Annotated in this window: 2 protein-coding genes and 1 pseudogene; 1 reads left to right on the top strand and 2 read right to left on the bottom strand. The window is 29.3% G+C overall.

Going from position 1 to position 2,370, the window contains the following annotated elements; all coding sequences use genetic code 11:
• Positions 1-678: restriction endonuclease subunit S (locus NFR82_RS08725; protein WP_251717884.1), on the top strand; the 678-nt coding region annotated here is incomplete at its 5' end.
• A 25-nt stretch (positions 679-703) separates the two neighbouring features.
• Here the strand turns inward: NFR82_RS08725 and NFR82_RS08720 are convergent.
• On the bottom strand, positions 704-1,636 hold the full coding sequence (locus NFR82_RS08720) for a site-specific integrase (protein ID WP_251717883.1): 933 nt from the start codon (positions 1,634-1,636) through the stop codon (positions 704-706).
• Positions 1,637-1,707: 71 nt separating this feature from the next.
• A pseudogene (locus NFR82_RS08715) lies at positions 1,708-2,370 on the bottom strand (restriction endonuclease subunit S); the annotation flags it as partial.

Genomic DNA, 2,370 nt, shown 5'->3' with positions numbered 1-2,370 from the left:
CTTTTGCAACGAAAGGAGGAAAAATATAGAGCTCTTAAGAAGTCATTATTAAAGAATTTATTTCCTGAGAAAGGTCAGGATATTCCGATTTTAAGATTCAAAGATTTTAATGAGGATTGGCAGCAAGATAATTTAGGGAATATTGTTCAACTATTAAGTGGTTTTACAGGAAATTCAGAACTAAAGAGTGGAAAGTATAAATTAACCCGAATTGAAACAATTGCAGATGGATATATAAATGAAGAAAGACTAGGCTATAGTAATCAGAAACCAGATGTAAAATATCTTCTTAATAAAGGAGATATTTTATATAGCAATATTAATTCTATTAACCATATAGGAAAAGTGGCATTAGTTAAAAATAATAATTCTATATATCATGGAATTAATTTAATAAGAATAGTGCCAAAAAAAATATACCCTTATTTTCTTTTTTATTCACTAAATTTAGATATACATAAAATTTGGGCACAATCTCATGCCAATATGGCTGTAAACCAAGCAAGTATTAATAAGACAGAATTATCTAAACAACAATTTGCATTTTCTTCTAATCAAGAACAAAATGCAATTAGTAATATGCTTCTAGAACTTGATAATCTCATAATGTTTTTAGAGAAAAAAATTATGAGATTTAAGTCCTTAAAGAATTTCCTACTACAAAATATGTTTATCTAAAAAAGCGCCAATAGCGCTTTTTTTATTACAATTGTGATAAATGATGTAAAATTTTATCATTATCTTTGTTCTCAAGTTCTTGAATAATATGAATATAAGTTTCTTGTGTAGTTGTTGTATTTGAATGTCCTAAACGCTTAGCAACACTAGCAACTGAAACACCTTCATAAAGTAATAATGATGCATGTGTATGGCGAAGACCATGAATTGAAATTGGTGGGATTCCAGCTTTTTTACAATAAGAAGCTAATCGTTGATTTAAGGTGGAATTATATACTCTTTGTTTCTCTTCAAAAAAGATTGGCTTCTTTGGCTCTTTATTTTCTATCATTTGCTTAAATTGCTGCATTATTTGCCAGTCTACCATAACTGTACGATTGGATGATGGATTCTTTGTTGGCTGAAAATGACCTTTCTTTTCTTTATAATTCCATGATTTATTAATAGTGATGCTTTGCTTTTCATAATCAAAATCTTCGGGTGTTAAGGCTAAGGCTTCAGCAAATCTTAATCCTGTTTTTGCAACTAGAAGAATAAACCAATCCCAATTTAATTCCGATCCTAATTTTAAAGATCTTAATAAAGTTTGTAGCTCAAAAAGATTGAGAAACTTTGGTCTTTTCTTTTTAGTTGCAGTTCCTTTAATAATAGCTCTTCTAGTTGGATCCATTTTGATGATACCATCATCAACTGCATCAAATAGACTGGCCTTGAGATGGTGATGGAAATCCAAAGTAGTAGTCTTTTCATGAGTTAGAGCATAGATGTTTAATAAGTTTTGATAACTTTTTCTATCTAACTCGTTCATATGTAAATCAGGTGCAATCTCTTTGAGCGTCCTTTGAACAAGATAGTATTTATTCAGTGTAACAGGGCGAATGGCATTTTCTTTATACAGGTGAATCCAATCTAGATAATACTTGTAAAACAACTTGGTACTATATTTCTTTCGTGACATATAAAAACCTCCTTGAATAAATTAGTCACATAGACTATTTTTCAAAGAAGTTTCTCGTTTGCAATTATTTATTAAATAAACATATTTTGAAGAAGAAATTTTTTTAGGTTGATAAGTGTTTTTTTTTGCTTATGTAAAGATATTATAGTGTCATCCAGTTTTGAAAAGAGATTTCCTATTTTATCTTGCTCTGACCTTGATGGAAATTTTTGGTTTAAGGTTAAAAAATCTGAATAACTTATGCTCCTTCCATCCCTAACTCCATAAGTCACTTTTTTTAAAAGTTCAATAAATTTATAACTAGTAAATTTCTCTTGCCAAAAATTGTCATTAAATTTCTGTGGATTTTTGAAAGTAAATACAGTATAGGCAGGAGAACCAATACCTTCTAAGGAAGAATATGCAAATCCTCCTTGAAATGAACGCAAATGAATAACGAAATCTCCGGGTTTTATTTTTTTATAGCTTTCAAGACTAGCTTTTGAAGCTTTAATGTTAATGCCACTTTTATTTCTAGGAATCATACCTCTATCTTGGGTAGCTGAAAGTACAGTAAGATTTGGAAAACCTTTTTCTACTCTTGATATAAAAAGCTTATTCCCTTTTTGTCGCTGCCATTCATTATTAAATCCTTTAAATCTCAATGTTGGAATAACTTGATCTTTTTCAGTAAAAAGGTTTTGTAATAATGACCTCTTGAGAGCTTTATATTTTTTCTCTTTTCGTTGCAAAAG

Source organism: Lactobacillus agrestimuris, from assembly GCF_943193025.1.
Lineage (GTDB): Bacteria > Bacillota > Bacilli > Lactobacillales > Lactobacillaceae > Lactobacillus > Lactobacillus agrestimuris.
The sequence above is the reverse complement of the archived record's forward strand: the minus strand, read 5'-3'. Positions and strand labels throughout refer to the sequence as shown.